The sequence below is a fragment of the Xanthomonas arboricola pv. juglandis genome, from assembly GCF_905367715.1.
Taxonomy (GTDB): Bacteria; Pseudomonadota; Gammaproteobacteria; order Xanthomonadales; family Xanthomonadaceae; genus Xanthomonas; species Xanthomonas arboricola.
Genome location: NZ_HG999362.1, coordinates 4629927 through 4648833 on the forward strand (window position 1 = coordinate 4629927; position 18907 = coordinate 4648833).

Annotated in this window: 14 protein-coding genes and 1 other RNA gene; 7 read left to right on the forward strand and 8 right to left on the reverse strand. The window is 61.7% G+C overall.

Annotated elements, in window-relative coordinates; genetic code table 11:
• Window positions 1-400 precede the first annotated feature (400 nt).
• Window positions 401-4066, forward strand: a complete 3666-nt coding sequence (locus KHN93_RS20045; RefSeq protein ID WP_211921190.1) for a YobI family P-loop NTPase — start codon at window positions 401-403, stop codon at window positions 4064-4066.
• A 120-nt stretch (window positions 4067-4186) separates the two neighbouring features.
• Window positions 4187-5758: a GH39 family glycosyl hydrolase gene (locus tag KHN93_RS20050; RefSeq protein WP_211921192.1), complete on the forward strand. Its 1572-nt coding sequence runs from the start codon at window positions 4187-4189 to the stop codon at window positions 5756-5758.
• A gap of 282 nt (window positions 5759-6040) precedes the next feature.
• Here the strand turns inward: KHN93_RS20050 and KHN93_RS20055 are convergent.
• Together KHN93_RS20055 and KHN93_RS20060 are read right to left on the reverse strand one after the other, a co-directional pair.
• Window positions 6041-6115: non-coding RNA, sX9 sRNA (locus KHN93_RS20055), on the reverse strand.
• Window positions 6116-6177: 62 nt separating this feature from the next.
• The gene (locus KHN93_RS20060; RefSeq protein WP_039514053.1) at window positions 6178-6450 is read right to left on the reverse strand and encodes a metal/formaldehyde-sensitive transcriptional repressor; all 273 of its coding nucleotides are present in this window, start codon (window positions 6448-6450) and stop codon (window positions 6178-6180) included.
• Between the two features lie 65 nt (window positions 6451-6515).
• On the opposite strand from KHN93_RS20060, the gene dmeF reads away from it, so the two are divergent.
• Window positions 6516-7517 carry a CDF family Co(II)/Ni(II) efflux transporter DmeF gene (dmeF, locus tag KHN93_RS20065; protein WP_211921194.1) on the forward strand — a complete coding sequence of 334 codons (1002 nt, stop codon included), beginning with the start codon at window positions 6516-6518 and terminating at the stop codon, window positions 7515-7517.
• 260 nt (window positions 7518-7777) lie between these two features.
• Here the strand turns inward: dmeF and KHN93_RS20070 are convergent, their stop codons facing one another.
• Window positions 7778-8605: a ferredoxin--NADP reductase gene (locus KHN93_RS20070; RefSeq protein WP_180969382.1), complete on the reverse strand. Its 828-nt coding sequence runs from the start codon at window positions 8603-8605 to the stop codon at window positions 7778-7780.
• Between the two features lie 35 nt (window positions 8606-8640).
• Between KHN93_RS20070 and KHN93_RS20075 the strand changes: the two genes are divergently transcribed.
• The 4 genes from KHN93_RS20075 (at window position 8641) to KHN93_RS20090 (ending at window position 12311) form a co-directional block, all read left to right on the forward strand.
• Complete coding sequence (locus KHN93_RS20075) at window positions 8641-9657, forward strand: ABC transporter ATP-binding protein (RefSeq protein WP_065048950.1); 1017 nt, start codon at window positions 8641-8643, stop codon at window positions 9655-9657.
• Window positions 9654-10457: an ABC transporter permease gene (locus KHN93_RS20080; protein WP_016903649.1), complete on the forward strand. Its 804-nt coding sequence runs from the start codon at window positions 9654-9656 to the stop codon at window positions 10455-10457. The genes KHN93_RS20075 and KHN93_RS20080 overlap by 4 nt, the downstream gene beginning before the upstream one ends.
• 5 nt (window positions 10458-10462) lie before the next feature.
• Complete coding sequence (panE, locus tag KHN93_RS20085) at window positions 10463-11407, forward strand: 2-dehydropantoate 2-reductase (protein ID WP_181141913.1); 945 nt, start codon at window positions 10463-10465, stop codon at window positions 11405-11407.
• 388 nt (window positions 11408-11795) lie between these two features.
• The gene (locus KHN93_RS20090) at window positions 11796-12311 is read left to right on the forward strand and encodes a hypothetical protein (protein WP_016903647.1); all 516 of its coding nucleotides are present in this window, start codon (window positions 11796-11798) and stop codon (window positions 12309-12311) included.
• A 6-nt stretch (window positions 12312-12317) separates the two neighbouring features.
• Here KHN93_RS20090 and KHN93_RS20095 read toward each other — a convergent pair whose 3' ends face one another.
• From KHN93_RS20095 to KHN93_RS20115, 5 genes are all read right to left on the reverse strand, one after another.
• Window positions 12318-12725, reverse strand: a complete 408-nt coding sequence (locus KHN93_RS20095) for an acyl-CoA thioesterase (RefSeq protein WP_104560574.1) — start codon at window positions 12723-12725, stop codon at window positions 12318-12320.
• Window positions 12726-13099: 374 nt separating this feature from the next.
• The gene (locus KHN93_RS20100; protein ID WP_039514063.1) at window positions 13100-13426 is read right to left on the reverse strand and encodes a thioredoxin family protein; all 327 of its coding nucleotides are present in this window, start codon (window positions 13424-13426) and stop codon (window positions 13100-13102) included.
• A complete protein-coding gene (locus tag KHN93_RS20105) occupies window positions 13398-13883 on the reverse strand; it encodes a flavodoxin (RefSeq protein ID WP_039521114.1) in 486 nt (161 codons plus the stop codon). The genes KHN93_RS20100 and KHN93_RS20105 overlap by 29 nt, the downstream gene beginning before the upstream one ends.
• Window positions 13884-14083: 200 nt before the next feature.
• Window positions 14084-15127, reverse strand: a complete 1044-nt coding sequence (locus KHN93_RS20110; protein ID WP_039521116.1) for a ribonucleotide-diphosphate reductase subunit beta — start codon at window positions 15125-15127, stop codon at window positions 14084-14086.
• 169 nt (window positions 15128-15296) lie between these two features.
• Window positions 15297-17795, reverse strand: coding sequence for a ribonucleoside-diphosphate reductase subunit alpha (locus KHN93_RS20115; RefSeq protein ID WP_024940692.1), 2499 nt, complete (start codon window positions 17793-17795; stop codon window positions 15297-15299).
• Window positions 17796-18907: the final 1112 nt, after the last annotated feature.

Here is an 18907-nt window from a genome sequence, read left to right on the forward strand (position 1 = left end):
TTACACGTCCAGCTGCGTGCAGTTTATCTTGATCGCCGATTCAACGATGGCAAGATGTAGGAATACCCAAAAGCCGCTAGTTCGGTACGCATAAAGCGCTAGCGCGGGCTGCATATAGCGCTAGTAGCCCATATATGTACTCCGGAAGAAGTAACGGCGCCTATCGGCGGGCACGTGGCCTGCCTCTCGCATTCCGAGGCGTAGTGTCTCCGCCTGGCGGTATCCCACCAACGCTAGAAGCCTGCTGACCAGGAAGCGACATCACGCTCGACACAGTCTAGACCGATCGCCCTGCTGTTAGGTCCAGCAGGAAGCTACTTGCCAAAATACCGCGGAAACTTCAAATTGCTAATAAGAAACTTTCGGTGAGCTCGACGTGGGACAGGGGGAAGGAATAGGGATGTTCAGCTTTCTGCGCAAGAAGAAGCCCGAAAATGGTCCATTGTTGAATCCGCTTACGCCCCACTTCATTGAGGCAGAGCATGGACTGTATGTCGAGAAGCTCAATGCTGCCTTAGCGAACCCCGATATTCATAACATTGCCTTATCAGGTAGCTATGGCGTCGGAAAGAGCAGCATCCTGAAGCGTGTAACAGAGATTCATAAGAAAGCAGTATTAGAATTGTCACTATCCACCTTGGCTCCTATTGAACAGCCTGAGGGAGAGGACGGCCTGCCGAAACAGGCTACGACTCCAACAAACACCATTCAGCAAGAGATTGTTAAGCAACTACTCTATAGAGAGACGCCAAGCAGGACACCTGGGTCTCGGTTTAAGCGCATCGAGAGATTTCACTGGTTGAGGGAAGCCCTTCTCGCGCTGTTAGTAGGAACAGTCCTAACAACTGCGTTCATCTTGACCGGGTGGACCACCAAGATTGTCGTTGCGTTACCTGGCTTGCATCTATCCGCACCGTGGTCCCATGTAGCCGTTCTGTGCGTAGGAACGCTCGTTTCCTTACTGCTCAGACACACGTTCTATGGAAGACTGAACATTAAGGAGTTTAAGGCAGGCGCTGCAACGGTAACGCTTGACTCGAAATCAGTTTCCTATTTTGATCAGTACTTAGATGAGATTGTCTACTTCTTTGAGGTTTCTAAGAAGAAGATTGTTGTGTTCGAAGACATTGACAGATTCAACGATTCTCATATCTTCGAGACGCTTAGGTCACTCAACACGCTCCTTAATGGGTCTCCGCAGATCAAAGGGAGGATATGCTTTATCTATGCGATCAAAGACAGCATTTTCGATCGCATGTCAATCGCACAGGATAAACGTATATTCAACCACGACCTGCAGGCTGGCGATGATCCAGCCCAGGTCGAGATCGTAAGGGCGAACAGAACAAAGTTTTTTGACCTTGTCATTCCCGTCGTGCCATTCATTACCCATCAGAGCGCAAGGAACCTAACGGCCCAGCTCCTCCAAGGCCTGACCCACTCTATAGATCTTGATCTCGTCGATCTGGCAAGTCGATATGTGCCTGACATGAGGCTTCTCAAGAATGTTCGGAACGAATTCCTAATTTTTCGGGAGAAGATCCTGACGCCCGGCGTTGTAGGTTTGAAACTGAGCGAGACTGAGTTGTTTGCCATGATGCTCTATAAGAATACGCATCTCTCAGATTTCGAGGCGATTCGGATAGGGAAGAGCAGCCTAGACCAACTGTACCTGAAGAGCCGTGGGGCTGTTACTGCCAACATTCGGCGGCTCGAAAATGAGGTACTTCAGCTACGCCGTAGCGCAAGGCTCGATCTGGCCGTTGCCAGTCGCAGCGCTGAACTTGGGGAGCAACTGCGCGCTCATTTGATGCTCGCAGTTAAGGCGCTCGGTAAAGACTATAATCGCGCTGCACTCGTACTAAACGGGGAGAACCTCGCTCACGATGATCTTCTGACGACAAAATTCTGGAAGACATTTATAGAGGCTGACGGAGCCCCCGCGCTCATAGTTGATCTTCCTCGCAGTTACCAAGAGCAGCTGACAAGGCTGACTTTTTCTAGATCGGATCTCCAGGGTGTTCTAGGCACTTTCGATACAGTTGCCTGGAGAGAAGTGGATCGCAATAAGAATCTCAAGTCTCAGGAAGAGCTACGGGATCTGATGCGATTTATGAAGAGTGCAGACATCCACCATCTAATGGCACGTGATGAACTGACAGTCGACGGAAAGGTTGAGGGCGAGGGACTTGATCAGGCGGCCAAGGGGATTTTTCGGGAGGGTCTTGCCTATCAGCTGCTTAAATCCGGTTACATCAACCGCAATTTCACTCTCTATACCGCAACTTTTCACGGCGACCGAGTCAGCTCAGCAGCAACAAACTATATCATTCATCATGTCGATAGAGATAAGAGAGATGAAGACTTCGCTCTCGCCGGTGATGACGTGGAGGCAATCATTCGCGAGCGCCGCTCCTTGTTTGGTGAGCCTGCTCTATACAACATTGACATCCTGAATCACCTTTTAGCATCGAAGGCGCATGACCGCGTTGCGGGAACGGTGATCAGCTCTCTTGCCAAGCTGGGAAAGGAGCAAAAATCTTTTATCGGAAACTATCTAAGGCGAGGAACTAAACGTAGTGATTTGGTTGAGCGCATTACACCCATCGCGCCAAGTATTCTCGCCTACTTAGCCTCTGAGGCGGAGCTTGAGTTATCGGATCGCCTCATATTATTCAACTCTGCCTTGTCCAAGCTCTCCTCCGAAGTTAAGTACGTGACGGGCGAGGAGCTCTCGGCATTTTTATCTGAAAATTACGGTAAGCTCAAGCTTCTCTCGTCAGATCAGACCACGGACGAGCAGCTTGAATTGGCCGCGAGCCTTTTTGAACAGCTGGGCATCGAATTGAGTTCGCTTCGGTCACTTGGCGCCGAAGCACGGAAGATCTTCATCAACAGGTATCTTTATCAGGTCACGACAGAGAACCTCCAGATTGCAGTTGGTGATCAAGGGAGCTTAGCTCTTGACCTAATTGAGCAGGTCAACGGAGCGGTCTACTCACACGCAATCAACCATTTGTCAGCGTACCTCTCTAGCGTGGAGGGGATTTCTCATTCGGTAGCGGAAGGCCAAAACTTCGCACATGTATTGGTGGGCTCTGCTTCCGCCGATCGCACCTTGTTGGAGAAGTTAATCCGGATGGCAGCTGAGGATTGTGCTCTTGATGACATATCTGACGTTCCATCCGGCATGTGGGCACTGTTGGCTACTGAGTGCCGGTTCAAAGCCAGCCTGCACAACGTACATCTTTACTTGCAAGAATACGGAGAGGTGGACGGTAGCCTTGTGGAAGTTTTGCGCGAGAGTGATGTTGTCACAGATGTGGGAGAGCGGGGAGATGCGCAGGAGAACAAGAAGACGGTTGCATTTGCTGCACTACAAGCAAGAGACCTTCTATCCGCAACCGCGCGTGCCAAGATTTGCGCTTCCTTAAGCTTGGAATACTATATTGATCCCACGGCGATTGAGCCTGAGGAGGGTGCCCTTTTCGCAGAGTTGTTACGGCGGAATGTCATCAACGACACTATTGAGTCGTATCTCCGTGTTAGCAAAATGAGCTGGACCACGAAGGAGGACCTCATCACTTCTTCCAAGAAGTTCGCTGAGTTCATGACGCCGGCAGCCATAGGCCATGACCTAGAAGCGCTTCTGAGCAGTAAGTCTGTGTCGGGCGCTATCAAGGATGCAATTGTTGCGAACGCGTTGGCGTATGCGGATGCTAGCGACACTGGAGGCCTTAAGCAACTTGGCAACTATGCCGCAGAGCAAGGTATGAAACTCGACTATGGACTGATCGAGCGCCTCGCCGAAGCAGGAGGAGACTCAAGCACCACATTGGTATTGCTTGGAGCTGTGCTAAGCGAACTCACTGAGCCTCAGGTCTCTTCCATTCTCAGGGTGCTGGGCGGTGATTACGCAGCTCTCACCGCGGTGGGCAAGGATCGCCCCAAGGTACCGAATACCCCACCGGTAGTTCTATTACTTGATTTCCTAATCACTAATGGTGCAGTCAATACCTATGTTAAGGAGAAGGGCTACCTGAGGGTTAATAAGAAGCACAAATGACACTGTAGCGATTGCCAGATCATTGTGAGGCCTCGTCGTCAGCAGCTAATGCACACCCCGTCCGCAACGCTGTACCGGAGCTGGGTTACGCTCCCCGATCGAACTTCAGTGGGAGCGGCAATGCGTCTGAACATCTCGTTGGCAATGGCACTGACCTGCTGCATGACGACCTCTGCCGTGGCGGAGCAGGTGGCGCCTGCGCCTCGCACGATCGAGCTGGATCTGGCCAGCGCCGCTGCGCCGGTCGACCGGTTCTACGATCTGTCGATCGGCTCGGACTTTCCCGGCACCTTGATCCGCAGCGACAGCCAGGCGCAACTGGTTCCGGCGGTGCAGGAGCTGGGGTTTCGCTATATCCGTTTCCACGACGTGTTCCATGACGTGCTCGGCACGGTGAAAGACGTCGACGGCACGCTCGTCTACGACTGGACCAAACTGGATCAGCTCTACGATGCGCTGTTGGCCAAACGCATCCGTCCATTCGTCGAGTTGGGCTTTACGCCTGGCGCGATGAAGACCTCCGAGCAGACGCTCTTCTACTGGAAGGGCAATACCTCGCATCCGGACCCGGCCAAGTGGACGCAGCTGATCGATGCGTACGTGCGCCACATCCGTGCGCGTTACGGTGCCGACGAGGTGCGGCAGTGGTACTTCGAGGTGTGGAACGAGCCCAACCTCAAGGACTTCTGGGAGAACGCCGACCAGCAGGCCTACTTCGACCTGTATGCGAACACCGCGCGCACGATCAAGGCGATCGATCCGCAGCTGCGCGTCGGTGGCCCCTCCACCGCCGGTGCGGACTGGGTGCCGGAACTGCTGGCCTTCGTTGCCAAGCACAAACTGCCGATCGACTTCGTTACCACGCATACCTATGGCGTGGAGGGCGGCTTTCTCGATGAAGATGGCAAGCAGGACGTCAAGTTGTCGGCATCGCCGGATGCCATCGTCGGCGACGTGCGCCGCGTGCGTGCGCAGATCCAGGCCTCGCCATTTCCGGATCTGCCGCTGTACTTCACCGAGTGGAGCAGCAGCTATACGCCGCGCGATTTCGTCCACGACAGCTACATCAACGCGTCCTACATCCTGACCAAGCTCAAGCAGGTGCAAGGCCTGGTGCAGGGCATTAGTTACTGGACCTACACCGATCTGTTCGAAGAACCCGGCCCGCCGCCCACGCCCTTCCACGGCGGCTTCGGGCTGATGAATCGCGAGGGCATCCGTAAGCCGGCGTGGTTTGCCTACAAATACTTGAACGCGCTCAAGGGCCGCGATGTTCCACTGCGCGATGCGCACGCATTTGCGGCGGTGGATGGCCAGCGCATCGCCGCGCTGGCCTGGGATTGGCAGCAGCCGGTGCAGGCAGTGAGCAATACCCCGTTCTATACCAAACAGGTGCCGAGCACCGACAGCGCAGCTTTGGTATTCCGCCTGGCGCACGTGCCGGCCGGCAACTACCGGCTGCAGGTGCGCAAGACCGGCTACCGGCGCAACGATCCGCTGTCGCTGTACATCGACATGGGCATGCCCAAGGACCTAGCGCCGCGGCAGCTGGCGCAGTTGCAGCAGGCCACGCGCGACACGCCCGAGCAGGACCGGCGCGTACGCGTCGGCGCCGATGGCGTGGTGGAGATCCGCGTGCCGATGCGCAGCAACGATGTGGTGCTGATGACGCTGGAGCCTTCGGCGCGCTGAGCGCCCGGCACGCCATTGCGCCTGCAATCAGGCGAGGCGTTGGGTGTGGATTGCATGCGCGCAGCGATGCGCGCAGTTCGGCGCGACGTCCCGACCGTGCATTGTTCGCGACATCGGGTGCGTCATGCGTGCGTTGCCGCATGTCGCGCGCATCGCCGCAGGACACTAAAGGCACGACATCATCAAGGTCCAGCGCGCTGGGCCATCGCTCAGTCCGCGCAGCGCACAAGGTGAAAAGCGAATCGGCGTGATCGCTTGGACCCGATGTGCAGGACTTGAAGCTGCAAACAAAACGTAGCGCGCAGTGACCAGCGGGTGCAGACAGCGCGGAGCAACCGCAGTGCACGAGTGGTACATGCCCATTCCAAGCACCGGCCGCGCCCACCTGACGGTGAGCGCAGTCGTTTTGATGACCGCTCTTACTTGAGATAGGTCTTGAGAATGGCGGTGATGTCGTCGACCGCCAGTTCGCGCTCGCCCAGCGCCTCCGGTGCCGCGACGTGGTGCTTCAAATGCTCGCTGAGCAGCTCGACCATCAAACCCTGCGCCGCGCCACGAAACGCCGCCACCTGCGTCAGCAAGGCGGTGCAGTCCACGTCCTGCGCCAGGGCTTTCTCCAGCCCCTCCACTTGCCCACGGATCCTGCGCACGCGGGCGAGCAGTTTGGATTTGTCCTGATTCAGATGTGCCATTGCCGTATACCCCCTGGGGGTACATGAGATACCCTAGGGGGGTATCGTAGCCAGAGCCTCTTCCGATGTCGATCACGCACGCCGCGCCGCATTGCGCGCAGTTGCACACATTCGCCAGCGCCAACCCGCTCGCCGAGCGCAGCACCCGCAAGGCCGTCATCCTGACCGTGGTCATGATGGTGGTGGAGATCGTCGGCGGCTGGACGCTCAATTCCATGGCGCTGCTCGCCGATGGCTGGCATATGAGCTCGCACGCACTGGCGCTGGGGCTGGCACTGTTCGCCTACCGCTTCGCGCGGCGCAACGCCAACGACCTGCGTTTCAGCTTCGGCACCTGGAAAGTCGAAGTGCTCGGGGGCTATACCAGCGCCATCCTGCTGTTGGGCGTGGCCGGCCTGATGGCGTTCCAGTCGCTGGAACGGCTGTTCTCGCCCAAGCCCATCCAGTACCAGGAAGCCACCGTCATCGCCGTCATCGGCCTTCTGGTCAACCTGATCTGCGCCTGGTGGTTACGCGACTCGCACGGCCATGCGCATGGCCATCACCACGGTCACGCCCACGCGCATGATGGTCATGGTCATGGTCATGGTCATGGTCATGGTCATGGTCATCATGATGCTCATGCCGATCTCAATCTGCGTGCCGCGTATCTGCACGTGGTGGCCGATGCGGCGACCTCGGTCCTGGCGATCGTCGCGCTGCTCGCCGGCATGTACTGGGGCGTGACCTGGCTGGATCCGATCATGGGCATCGTCGGCGCGGTGCTGGTCACCGTATGGGCATGGGGACTGCTGCGCAGTACCGGCCGCGTGCTGCTGGACGCGGAGATGGATGCACCGGTGGTGGAAGAAGTGAAGCAGGTCATCGCCGAGCTGCCGCACGCCATCGATATCGGCGACCTGCATGTCTGGCGCGTGGGCAGCGATCGTTATGCCTGCGTCGTCAGTCTGGTCACGGCAGCCGACATCGATGCTGACATGGTCCGCACTGCCTTGCAAATCCACGAAAAACTGGTGCACATCACCGTCGAGTTGCAGCGCCCGCCAGCGGCGCGGGCTGCGGTCTGACGATTCGGCGGCGCGCTGCATTCGGCGCCCTGCTGTAGTGAGCGCGGAAGCGGTCAGCGAGAATGCCAGCCCGAGCAGCAGTGGCTCCAGTTGCACCACGCGCCGGAGCACAGGATGCGACTGCAGCAGCGCACAGTGGGCGGGAGGGATGGCCGGGACAGCATCGCGATGCTGTCGAGGGGCCTTGAACACATCGGGACCCGCGCACCGGGCGCGATCGGCGGGTGCCGAGCAAGCCAGCCCGGCACCGTGCGACTGGCTCAGATCTTGGCCGGAGCCGGGCTGACGTATTTCTCGCGGCGGATCTGCGCGTTCGGCAGGCCGGCTGCCTTCAGGGCCTCGATGCAGCTGTCCACCATGTCCGGGTTGCCGCACAGGTAGGCGATATCGCCCTGCGCATCGGGCGCGCATTCGGCCAGCTGCTGCTGCACATAACCCTGGCGCACATCGGCATGCGGCTGCTCGGGCAGTGCGCGCGAAAAACACGGCACATAGCGGAACTGCGGATGCGCATCGGCAAACGCGCGGAAGTCGTCGCCGTACAACAGCTCGGCCGGCGTGCGTGCGCCCTGCAGCAGCAGCACCTGCACGCCACGGGTGGCGATCGCCTCGGCCAGCAACGGCAGCATCGACCGGTACGGGGTGACGCCGGTACCGGTGGCGATCAGCACATAACGCCGGTTGTGGTCGCCCGGCGGAAGGCAGAAGCGCCCGTAGGGCCCGCTGGCCTGCAACTGGTCACCGATCTGCAGGCCTTCGAACAGCGCGGTGGCCGAGCCGCCGGGCACGAAGCTCACCGCGATATCCACCGCCTCGCCCGGTCCGAGCGCATGGTCGTGGATGGTCGCCAGCGAATAGCTGCGCTTGGTCGGCGTGCCGTCGGCGGCATCGAAATGGATCTGGATGAACTGCCCGGGCTGGAAATCCAGCGGCTGCCCGTCGTCACGCAGGAACTGGCAGTGGGCCACGGTGGGCGCAATCATGCGCCGGTCGACAAGCTTGAGGGGGAATTGAACGGGCACGAACGTATTTGGGACAGTCTGTGATCGGGGCTTGCCCCCGCGGGCTTCTATAATAACGGCCTGCAACTCGCTGCGCCGTCACGCTGACGCGAAGGAACATCTTGAATTCTCCATCTCCGATCACCGCACCCGCGCTGCGTGTGTGCGATCTGCGCAAGACCTACGACAACGGCACCCAGGCGCTCAAGGGCGTCTCGCTGGACGTGGCGCCAGGCGATTTCTTCGCCCTGCTCGGCCCCAACGGCGCCGGCAAATCCACCCTGATCGGCATCATCAGCTCGCTGGTGAACCTGTCCGCCGGCCAGGTGGAAGTGTTCGGCACCGACCTGGTCGGCCAACGCAGCGATGCGATGCGCCTGATCGGGCTGGTCCCGCAGGAGGTCAACTTCAACCTGTTCGAAAAACCCTTCGACATCCTGGTCAACTACGCCGGTTTCTACGGCATGCCGCGCGCCGAGGCCGAGCGCCTGGCCGAAGCGGAGCTGCGCCGCTCGCACCTGTGGGAAAAGGCCCAGGTGATGAGCCGCACGCTGTCCGGCGGCATGAAGCGCCGGCTGATGATCGCCCGCGCCATGATGACCCAGCCGCGGCTGCTGATCCTGGACGAGCCCACCGCCGGCGTGGACATCGAGATCCGCCGCGACATGTGGCGCGTGCTCAAGGAGATCAACGCCGCCGGCACCACCATCATCCTGACCACGCATTACCTGGAAGAAGCCGAGCACCTGTGCCGCAACCTGGCCATCATCAACCACGGCCAGATCGTCACCCAGGGGCCGATGCGCGAACTGCTGGCCAAGCTCGACGTGGAAGGCTTCCTGTTCGATATCGACGGCGACCTGCCGGCCGAATTGCCGGTGATCGAAGGCACCACGCTCACCGCCATCGACGGCCACACGCTGGACCTGGACATGCCGCGCGCGATGGACCTCAACCGCGTGTTCGCCACGCTCGGCAGCGCCGGCATCCGGGTGCGCTCGATGCGCACCAAGAGCAACCGGCTGGAAGAGCTGTTCGTGCGCCTGACCGGTGACACCCCGGTACCGGCCACCGCCCCCACGCCTGTCGCCCCCAACGGCACACCGCCCGCGCAGCCGCGCAGCGGAGGCCAGCCATGAACGAGATCCGCACCGTGACCGAACCCACCAACGCGCGCCGCAACTGGATTGCGCTGGGCACCATCGTGCGCCGCGAAGTGCAGCGCATCCTGCGCATCTGGGGCCAGACCCTGGTGCCGCCGGCCATCACCATGACGCTGTACTTCCTGATCTTCGGCGGGCTGATCGGCTCGCGCGTGGGCGACATGGGCGGCTACTCGTACATGCAGTTCATCGTGCCCGGCCTGGTGATGATGAGCGTGATCCAGAACAGCTACGGCAACATCTCCTCCAGCTTCTTCGGCGCCAAGTTCGGCCGGCATGTGGAGGAGCTGCTGGTCAGCCCGATGCCCAACTGGGTGATCCTGTGGGGCTACGTCTCCGGCGCAGTGCTGCGCGGAGTGATGGTCGGCGCGCTGGTGCTGATCATCGCGATGTTCTTCACCCCGGTGCGCATCCCGCATCCGCTGGTCACGCTGACCACGGTGCTGCTGGGTGCGACGATCTTCTCGCTGGCCGGCTTCGTCAACGCGGTGTACGCCAAGAAGTTCGACGACGTGGCGATCGTGCCGACCTTCATCCTGACCCCGCTAACCTATCTGGGCGGCGTGTTCTACTCGGTGAAGCTGCTGCCGCCATGGGCCGAAGCGGCCACCCACGCCAACCCGATCTTCTACATGGTCAACGCGTTCCGCTACGGCCTGCTCGGCAGCTCCGACGTGCCGATCTGGGTCGCCTACGCGCTGATGCTGGGCTTTGTCGCGGTCCTCAGCGCGCTGGCGCTGTGGCTGCTGCGCCGTGGCGTGGGTTTGCGGAGCTGATGACGATGGCGATGCGTATCCTCATCCTCGGTGCCGGCGGCACCGGCGGCTATTTCGGCGGACGCCTGGCGCGGGCCGGTGTGGATGTGACCTTTCTGGTGCGCGATGCGCGGGCGGCGCAGCTGCAGGCCGATGGCTTGCGCATCCGCAGTCCGTTGGGCGATGCGGATCTGCCGGTGGCGCATGTCACCGCGCAGGACCTGCCGGCCCTGGTGGCGCAGCGGCCGTTCGATCTGGTGATCCTCAGCTGCAAGGCCTACGACCTGGATAGCGCGATCGAGGCGATTGCGCCGGCGGTGGGCGAGCACACGACGGTGCTGCCGATCCTCAACGGCCTGCGCCATTACGCGGCGCTGGACGAGCGTTTCGGTGCCGCACGCGTGCTGGGCGGGCTGTGCTTCATCAGCGCGACCAAGGGCGAGCACGGTGAGATCCTGCACCTGGGCAAGCCGGCGGCGATGACCTTCGGCGAACGCGATGGCAGCGCCGCATCGGCACGCGTGCAGGCGTTTGCGGCGGCCTGCGCGCAGGCCGGCATCGATCATGTGGCCAGCGAGCAGATCGCGCAGGAGCAGTGGATCAAGTACAGCTTCCTCACCGCGCTGGCCGCTGCGACCTGCCTGATGCGTGCACCGGTCGGGGCGATCGTCGCCACCGACGACGGCCGCGCGTTGATCAACGGCTTGTACAACGAGTGCCTGTGGGCCGCCGATGCGGCCGGGCAGCCGATTCCGGAAGCTGCGCGCGCCAAGGCGCTGCAGACCTTGTTGCAGGTGGATTCGCCGCTGAAGGCCTCGATGCTGCGCGACCTGGAAGCCGGCCAGGACGTGGAAGCGGCGCAGATCGTCGGCGACATGTTGAAGCGGGTGCGCGAGACAGGGCGCAACGCGCCGCTGCTGATGGCGGCGAATGTGCATCTGCAGACGTATCAGGTGTTGCGGCATAGCTGAGGGTGTTGGGGTGTGCGGGCGGTTGTTGGGCTGCGTGTGAACCGTACCCCCATCCGCCCTGCGGGCACCTTTCCCCCGGTGGGTGAAGGGCTGTGACCTGGAACGGACGGCTTTTCGTGTAGCGCCGTCCGCCTCTCTGGTACCTCCACGCGTGTCGCAGCTGATTGGCGCCCTTTCGGCGCTGATCGTTGAAGCGGTCTTCGGAAAGAAGCTGACTCCTGATGCCTGCTTCGATCAGGCGCATGCGTTGCATTGGCGCGAGGCGTCGACACACCTCACGCGATACCTCCGCAACGCAATGCCATCGACGTCGACGTTGCCATTGCCTTCGCGCCATCACGACGCGGTGCGCACGATGCTCTGCATCCTCTCGCCCGTGTCGCCGCCGATGAAACTGCTCAGCCACCTGTTCCGTGCCGGTCACTTCGTGATTCTGGCGTTTTTTGTGCTGTGCGCGGCGGGTCTGGTGGCGATGGCCGGGCTGGAGCTGTGGCATGGCTTTACCCCCGGCGGCGACATGGTGGTGCGCGACCGCTTCAACGTGGTGCTGGAGGCGATCGGTCTGCTCACCGTGGCGCTGGTGACGCTGGAGCTGGGCCAGACCATCTTTGAGGAAGAGATCCTGCGCGACGTCAAGGTCAGTGGCCCCACACGCGTGCGGCGCTACCTGTCGCGGTTCTTCGTGGTGATCGTGATTGCGCTGGCGATCGAGACACTGGTGTCGATCTTCGAACTGATGCACGACGACCCGGCCAAGCTGCCGTATGCGGCGGCGGTGGGCCTGTGCGCGGCGCTGTTGCTGATCGCCTGGGGCGTATTCGTCAAACTCAATCGCAGCGCCGAAGAGCTGGAGCCCGAGGCGATGGCGGAAACCAAGCGCGAGGACCGCGAGGTCGAGGAATAAGCGCCGTCAGCTGCTGACGGCAGGCAGCGGCGGCACCGTGGTCGGCTTGCCGTTGTCGCCGAGCGCGATCATCACGAAGTGGCCGCGGGTGCACAGCTCGCGTGCGCCGCTGAGCAGGTCTTCGGCGATCAGTTCCACTTCCACCTTGATCGAGCTGCGCCCCACCGAGACCACCCGCGCGATGGTTTCCACCATCTGGCCCTGGCGGATCGGCAGCTTGAAATCCACCTGGTCCGAGCGCGCAGTGACTACCGAACGCCGCGCATAGCGCGAGGCGGCCAGGAAGGCGGCCTTGTCCATCCACGCCAGCGCCTGCCCACCGAACAGCGTGCCCATGTGGTTGGTGTGGTTGGGAAATACGATCTCGGCCATGCGGACTTCGATCGGTGGCTGGGTCTGCAGGCTGTCTGACATGAGGTGTTTCCAGGGAAGGGGGCGCTACGCGCCAGGGCGATTGCAGCAGCCTGGCAACGACAGGATAGGCGGTCAGCCGCAGCGGCGTACGCCGGAACGTAGCGCAGTGGTGATTGGCGGCCATCTTGCCGACGCAGGCGCTGCACTGCGCTTGCGCGCGGTTGCCGTGGGCGGGTTGGCCGGTGGCCGGCATTCGGCGTGGCTGTCGTGTACCGCCGCGCGCACGATGGGGTTTGTCGGGACGGCGGTCGCGGCCGGGGCCGCTCCTACGGGAGCATCAGATTGCGTCTCGCTCGCTTAGGCGGCATGCAGCCACCTTTCCGATGCGATGGCGTGCAACCGCAAGCGCGCAGGCGGCTGCGCGCCACGGTGGCTCAGAGGCTGGTCTTGACCGCGGTTTCCACCTGCGCCGGCGACTGGAAGCCGGGTAGGCGCGCCACCTCGCTGCCATCGCGGTACAGCGCCAGGGTCGGGGTCTGGCGCAGGCCCAGGTCGCGGAAGAACTCCTCGCCGACCACTTCCAGCTTGACCTTCAACAAGGCCACACCTTCGGCGGCATCGCTGTTGGCGAACTTGTCCAGCGACATGTCGAGCATGCGGCAGCCGGGGCAGTTGTCCTTGTAGAAATCCACCAGCGCGCGCGGATGTGCGGCCAGGGTGGCGGTGTAGTGCTCAGGCGACGTGACGGTAATGGTCTGCATCATGGGGATCGTTCTTGCATTGGGCCAGGACCTCGTCGGTCCAGGCGGCGATGGCCTGCGCGTCGCGCTGGCCGTGGGGCATCTGTTCGATGGTCAAACGTGGAAACGGGCTGGCGAAGAACTGGGCGATGCGATGCACCGCGCCGCAAAAATAGTCCTCGCCCCACTGCGTTTCGCCGGTGCCGAACACCGCCACCCGCGGCGGCTTGCCCAGCGTCTCGACCAACTCGACGATGAAGCGTTTCATCTCTGCCGGCGTACGGCCGCCGTTGTCGGTCCAGCTACCGAGCAGAAACAGTTCGTACTGCCCCGGCGCATGCGGCACCTGCGCCAGCGTCTGCACATCGGTTTCCACCCAGGTCACCGCATGCCCGGCCGCTTCGCAGCGCAGCGCAACACTGCGCGCGACATCGCGCGTGTTGCCGCTCAACGAGGCCAGTGCGAGCAGGATGTTCATGAGGCGGGGATTCGGGAGTCGTGATTAGGGATTTGTCTAAAGCAGGGATTGGAGAGTCGAAGTGGAGATTCGTCAAAGCCCATCAAGTTGCTGTTGCAAATCCCGCCTACCCACTCTCCAATCCCGGATCTTGATGATTCGTAAAGCGCATCGATGCGGCTGCGACGAATCCCAAATCCCGAATACCTAATCCCAGCTCCTCACAGATCGTCGAAGCCGTTATCCGAGTTGGTCTTCTTGTACGAGGCATTGCGCATTTCGAAGAAGTCGGTCTTGGTTTCGGTGAAGTTGTCGGCGTAGGCCTTGATCCACGGCATCACGTTGTCGTTGGCGCCTTCGTACAGCTTCTCGATGCCGAGCATGCCGGCCATCTTGTTGGCGCGGTACTTCACGTAGCGGATCATCTCGTCGACGTCGATGCCGTCGATGCCGTCCAGCACTTCGGCCGTCCACACCGTTTCCAGGTCGATCGCGTGCTCGAACGCCTTGTGCACGTAATCGGTGAGCTGGTCGCCCTGCAGTGCCTGGTTCTCGCCGATGATGGCGCGAATCAGCTCGCTGATGAACTTGGAGTGGGCCAGCTCGTCGCGGTTGATGAAGCTGATGATCTTGCCGGTGCCGGTCATGCGGTTCTGGCGGACCAGATTGTAGAAATACGCAAAGCCGGAATAGAAGTTGATGCCTTCCAGGATCGAGGACTGGATCAGCGCGCGGATCAGCGTTTCGGCCGTCTTGTCGCGCATGAAGTCTTCGTAGGCGCCCATGATCGGCGCATTGCGCTTGATGATGGTCGGATGCGTGCGCGCGATCTCGAACACGCGGTTCTGATCGGCCAGGCCGGTGATCGAGGCCAGCACGTAGCTGTAGCTCTCGTTATGGATCACTTCCTGCTGGCCGATGATCGCGGCATTGGCGTGCGCGGCCGGGTCAGTGATGTATTCGGCGACGTTGTAGATGAAGCGCGTCTGCGGCGAATCCAGCGTGGCCAGCAGGCCGATGATCGAGTCGTAGGCGTTCTTTTCGCGCGCCGACAGCTCGTTGTACTGGCGTGCGTCGCCCTTCATGTCCACTTCGTCGGGGATCCAGAAGTTGGTCGACAGCTCCTTGTAGGCCCGATAGAAGGACGGGTACGGGATGTCGTTCCAGTTGAGGATGCCGGAGGTTTCGCCATTGATGATGGCGGTGGAGCGGTTCGGGTGACGCGGCTCCAGGATCTTGATGCGCTCAAGCGGTGTTGCGGACATGGGTCTCTACTCGTGTTTCAGGCGTCGCGCGTACGGCGGCGCAACAAATCAATCTGGAGGAAAGCCCCCTGAGTCAGGGGGCGCGCCGAAGGCGCGGGGTGTGGAGGCTGATGAGCCGGGGCCCACGGTTCGCAAGGCGAACCGTGGGGAGCTGAAGCGCGAATGCGCTTTAGCTCGAACACCACTCGCATTCGCTGATGTCGATGTCGTTGGAGCGCACGTAGTACGTGGTCTTCAGGCCTTCGCGCCAGGCCGTCATGTGCAGGTCCAGCAAGGTGCTCGCACGGATGGTGCTGGGCACGTAGAAGTTGAAGCTGATCGACTGATCGATATGCCGCTGGCGACGCGCGTTCTGGCGCACGCTGGCGAACTGGTCGACCTTGTAGGCGCCCTTTTCGTAGTACGGCCAGGTTTCCAGCGACAGGCCAGGTGCGGCGACCGGACGGCGGAAGTCCTTCTTCTCTTCGTAGTAGAACGCGCTGTAGATCGGGTCGATCGAGGCGGTGGAACCGGCGATCTGCGCGGTGCTCATGTTCGGCGCAACTGCCAGCATCCAGGCATTGCGCACGCCGTTGACGGCCACCTGTGCGGACAGCTCCAGCCACTGCGGGCTGTTGTAGTCGCGCGCACGGAAGTACTCGCCGGTGTGCCAGTCGCTGCCGCGGAACACGCTGTAGGTGCCCTTTTCCTTGGCCAGCTCCATGCTCGCCTGGACGGTCAGATAGTTGATGCGCTCGTACAGCTCGTCGCTGTAGTCCTCGGCTTCCTTGGCATTCCAGTGGATGGACTTCTGCGCCAGCAGATGGTGCCAGCCGAAGGTGCCCAGGCCGATGGCGCGATACTTCTGGTTGGTGATGGTGGCCTGCGGCACCGGCAACTGATTCAGATCGATCACGTTGTCGAGCATGCGCACCTGGATCGGGATCAAGCGCTCCAGCACGTCGGCGCCCAGCAGATCGGCCTGGTCTGCCTGCACGGTGATCGCGCGGCCCAGGTTGATCGAGGACAGGTTGCACACGACGAAGTCGCCGGCCTTCTTGGTGGTGACGATCTGATTGCCGCTGATGATCTCCTGCATCATCCGCGTCGGGCTCATGTTCTGCAGGATCTCGGTGCACAGGTTGGACGAATAGACCATGCCCTCGTGCTTGTTCGGGTTCTTGCGATTGACTTCATCGCGATAGAACATGAACGGGTTGCCGGTTTCCAGCTGGCTGACCATGATCCGCTTGAAGATCTCGATCGCCTTGACCGTCTTGCGGGTGATGCGCTCGTCGGCAACCACTTCCTCGTACTTGCGACGGAAGCTGCTGTTGGCGTCGCCCTTCTTCTCGTCGTAGAAGTCCTGCAGGTACCAGCCCTTGATCCGCTTCACTTCGTGCGGATCGAACAGATACCAGTCGCCGCGACGCTCGACCGCTTCCATGAACAGGTCGGGGATGCACACCGAGGTGAACACGTCGTGCGCACGCAGACGCTGGTCGCCGTTGTTCAGGCGCAGATCCAGGAACGACTCGATGTCGCGGTGGAAGATGTCCAGATAGACCGCGATGGCGCCCTTGCGCTGGCCCAGCTGATCCACCGACACCGCAGTGTTGTTGAGCTGCTTGATCCACGGCACCACGCCGCCGGAGGAATTGGACACGCCGCGGATCGCCGAACCGGACGAACGCACATAGCCCAGATACGCACCCACGCCGCCGCCGTGCTTGGACACGCGCGCCACGTCGGTATTGGAGTCGTAGATGCCCTGCAGGCTGTCGTCGACGGTGTCGATGAAGCAGCTCGACAGCTGGCCGCCGACCTTGCCGGCATTGGCCAGGGTCGGGGTGGCCACGGTCATGTACAGGTTGGACAGCGCCCAGTAGGCCTCGCCGACCAACTGCATGCGGCGCTCGCGGCTGCCCTTGCCGTTGCCGATCTCGTCCTGCATCAGGTACAGCGCGATGGTCAGCCAACGCTCCTGCGGCAGCTCGAACACGCCGCGCGAGTTGTCAGTGGCCAGGTAGCGCGTGGCCAGCAGGTACAGGCCGTTGTAGGCGAACAGCTTGTCGCGCTCGGGCTCGATCATCTTGCCGGCTTCGATCAGCTCGTCCTTGGAGTAGCGACGCAGGATGTCGTTGGAATAGACATTGCGGTCGGCCAGGCTCTCCTGCAGGCCGACGAACGAGCCGTACTTCTGGCTGGCATCGTAGAAACGGTTGCGGCTGGCGCGCTTGTACAGGCGGCGCAGGTACAGGCGCGCGGCAAAGTGCTCCCACTCCGGGGTGGTCAGATCGACGCGGGCCTCGGCCTCGCGGATCAGGTGGTCGACCAGGTCGTCAGCGTTGACGCTGTCCTTGCGGTCGACGAAGCCGAACACCGAGCGCTTGTAGTCGGCCACGTCCAGCTGCGGGAATTCGGCATGGATCTGGTCGATGGCGCGCTCCAGGCGCTCCGGCTCGAACGGGATCCGGCGGTTGCCGGCTTCCTTGGTGATCCAGGTGGCGACGGCTTGTTCTTCGATGGTCTGTGCGTGCATTGCAATGGCTTGGCGGGGAGGCGGCACGATGTCCGACGGGTCGGTCAATTCCGGCGCGCCGCAACCGGGCGCGCTGACACTGGCGGGAACGCTGGTGGGTGTTGCGGTACCGGCGGCGATCGCGGCAAGGGTGTCGTTGGTGGTCATGCGTCCTCCATGCGTAGGCACACGAACCCGGCTGGGGACGGGTTGCGGCCGGATCCGGATTCCCTGGACAGCGATGGCGGTGCGCGACGACCAGCACGCAAGACCCACGGTCTGCGGCGGCATCGCCTTCACCAGCCATCTCCTTACCGGAGATTCCACGGCCGCCACCGCGCGGTGTGCTGTCGCGCAGTGGTCGGTGGCGAAACAACCGCGGCGCAACGAGACCACGCCGCCCGCTCCAGGCGACGCCCGGATGGCTGTGATCGTTCGTTGCTGCCGCCGCGGAGAGGCGTTTGATTGGCAACCTGCTGCAAATCATGCTCTCACTGGTCCGGACGCCTTGGGGCGACCAACCACCGACTCCCCCAAGATAGTGGGGTCCCCCGGAGGGGTCAACACCAAATGTAGGAAAATCCCGAAAACCCTTACGGCACAAAGCACTGTCTGACGAACGGTCGGCGCAAGGCTGCGAACCCGTCCAATTGGACTGCGCAGTCAAGGCCCAAACCGGCAATTCTGTCGATCAGTTGGGTCCGGTTGGGTTGGCTGCGACACCCATCGACACTGAAGCCGGTCACGGTTGGCCGTGACTGTCTCAGGCGGCACCGCACACCTGGGGCGCCTCCCCGGCCCGGCCCGGCCCGGCAGTGGGAGGATCTCGCCGCTACCGAATCCAGGTCGAGTGCGCGGTGCCCTCACCGCTCGCGGGACACGCCGTGAACCCGTCCCTGGGGGCTCGGTGGCGGCATCCATGCCGCCACACGGTCCCGCAATCGGGAGGACACCGCACCAGAAAGTTGGTCAGTGGTCACGTGAAAGCTGTAGCCCATTGCGCATCGGACGCTGAGCCGGCGCGTCATGATCGAACAACGCGCCTCAAGCACGGCTCCTACCGTGCACACCGACCATCTCGACTGGTCCTTGTCCGCTCACCGTCGCGGGACCTTACGCGGCATGGATGCCGCGTAAGAGCCTACAAGGACGTACTTGCGGCGTGTCCTGCGAGGGTGGGCGGGCAAGGGCCCGGCAGCAAACTCACAGCGTAGAGGGCGCGGCGAGGACACCGCACCGATTGCCGGTTGCTTTGTCGAAAACCATGCACACCGGCCATC